Below are 2,425 nucleotides of genomic sequence, written 5' to 3'. Positions count from 1 at the left end.
GGTCGGTGGTCGGTGGTCGCTGGTTGCCGGTCGGCTGTCGCTGGTCGCCCTCGGTCGGTCGGTGGCCGCCAACGGTCTGCGGCTGCCAGCAGTCGGTGACCTGTGGCCGGTTGTCGGGCGCTGGTCACCAGCTGCTGCTGGTTGCTGGTTGCCGTCGGGGGTGTCGGGTGGCACGCATAGGGTCGGGTCGTGCTGGTCGTACATGCCGTGGGGAGCGAGGACGGGTGGGTCGCGGCTTGGGGTGAGGACTCCGGGTTGCCGCCTCGGGTTGGGCGGCGGCTTCCAGGGCGGGCCGTTCGGCATCCGTTCGCGGTGGGGGACGGTGGGCTGGTTCGGGTTCTGCGTGGTGGCCGTGGCCGTGGTGGCAGCGGTCGTGGTGGTGGGGATTCTGTGCCGTTGCGGTTGGTGGTGCAGTTGCCCACCGCCGGGACCGGGCCGATCGCTTCTCCGGAGCTGGTCGGGGCTTCCGGGGCCGCGGCTGCGGTGCGCGGGACGCCTCGGTTGCACTCCTGGCTGGTTCCCGCGGTGCGGGTGGAGGGGCTGCCCGAGCGGATCGTGGACGGCAGGCTCGGGGCTTCGGCTCGGTTCTACCTGGAGGTCCTCGCGTTCGCCGATGACCTGGTGGCCAGGGGGCGCGTGGTGCCCGGTGTGGACGGTGGGGCGGCGCGGTGGCGGGCGGTGCTGTCCGGGGTGGACGCGGTGCGGTTCGCCGCGTTGCGCGCGGAGATGCCTCCCTCGTTCCGGGCGGCCCAGGAGTCCGTTGAGCCGGATCGGCTCATCAGGGCCGCGCTCGACCGGGCGGTGGACCGGCGGGTTCGGGACGGGGACTTCTCCGGGGTCGACCTGGACGAGCCCGGCGCCACGGGACTCTGGTTGCGGGCGCTGGTCGGCGACCCGGTGCTGGGCGCGGCCAGCGGGGCCGTGGCCAGGCTTCGGGAGCGGGTCGAGGGCTGGCAGGGCAGTGCGCTGCGACGCCCGCTGCTGCGGACCTGCTTCCGCCTGACCGCGCCCGATCAGAGCGTGGCCGACGAGGACGTCAGCGCGGGGCCCGGTCCGGGTGGGGACGGGGGTGGGCGGTGGGAGCTGGAGTTCCTGGTGCAGGCCGTCGACGAGCCGAGCGTCGTGGTGCCCGCCGAGCAGTTGTGGTCGCGGGGGAACAACGTCCTGCGCCGGTTCGCCACCCGGCCGGAGGACGTGTTGCTCGCCGACCTCGGACGGGCCAGTCGGCTCTACCCGGCGCTCGACCGCGCGCTGGGCGAGCAGCGGCCCGCGCGGATGGTGCTGGACGTGACGGGGGCGCACGACTTCCTGGTGCGCGCGAACGAGCTGACGCAGGCCGGGTTCGGGGTGCTGGTGCCCTCGTGGTGGCGCGAACCCCGGCGGGTGGGACTGGCCCTGTCGGTGTCCGGCGGCGGAGGGGGCGAGAGCGGGTGGGGTGCGGCCGGGCAGGGCGGGGCAGGGTGGGGTGGCGCTGGGCGGGGTGGGGCCGCGGGGGCGGTGCCCAAGGAGAGCTCGCTCGGGTTGAAGGTGCTGCTGGACTACCGGTGGTCGTTGGCGCTCGGGGACGAGGAGCTGGCCGAACCCGAGCTGCGGGCGCTGGCCGAGGCGAAGGTGCCGCTGGTGCGGTTGCGCGGGCAGTGGGTGCAGGTCGACCAGCGCGGGCTCACCGCCGGGCTCGCGTTCCTGCGGCGTGGTGGCGGCGGGCGGATGACGGTGGGGCAGGCGCTCGCCCACGCGGGCGCGCTGACACGGCGGGCAGGCGGGGACACCGATGACGGGAACGTCGGCGATAGGCAGGCCAGCAACGGGAACGCCGGTGATAGGCACGCTGGCGGTGGAGACGCTGGCGACGGGAGCATGACCAGCGGCGCGGACCTCGGTGGCGCGAACCCCGATGACGGCAACAGCAGCGGCAGCGGCAACGGCGGCCCCGACCTCGGTTCTGGCGGGGACAGCGGCAACAGCAGCAGGGGCGGCGGCAGCGAGAGCGGCGGCAGCGGGGCCGATGTCCTCCCCTACGGCTGGTTCGGGGCGTTGCCCCTGCCCGTCACCGCCGTGCGCGGGGACGGGGCGTTGGGGGCGTTGCTCGCCGGGGGTGGGGATCGGGTGGTGGGGGAGGTTGCCGCGCCCGAGGGGTTGACCGCCGTGCTCCGGCCCTACCAGGCGCGGGGGTTGGCGTGGTTGGCGTTCCTGGACTCGTTGGGGCTCGGGGCGTGCCTGGCCGATGACATGGGGCTCGGCAAGACCGTGCAGCTGCTCGCCCTCGAAGCACTGTGCCGTCAGGGGGACGACGGGTCGCGGGCGCCCACGCTGCTGGTCTGCCCGCTCTCGGTGCTCGGCAACTGGCAGCGGGAGGCCGCGCGGTTCACGCCGGGGCTCCGGGTTCGGGTGCACCACGGGCCCGAGCGGGACGTGAGCGGGATCG

1 protein-coding gene is annotated in these 2,425 nt (G+C 75.1%); it reads left to right on the top strand.

Going from position 1 to position 2,425, the window contains the following annotated elements:
* Nucleotides 1-405: 405 nt before the first annotated feature.
* The coding region (locus ACTUAL_RS31940) for an SNF2 helicase-associated domain-containing protein (protein ID WP_440902835.1) at nt 406-2,425 on the top strand (2,020 nt) is incomplete at its 3' end.

This window comes from Actinosynnema sp. (assembly GCF_052038725.1).
Note: the sequence above shows the minus strand (reverse complement) of the source record. Positions and strands in the feature narration are given on the sequence as shown.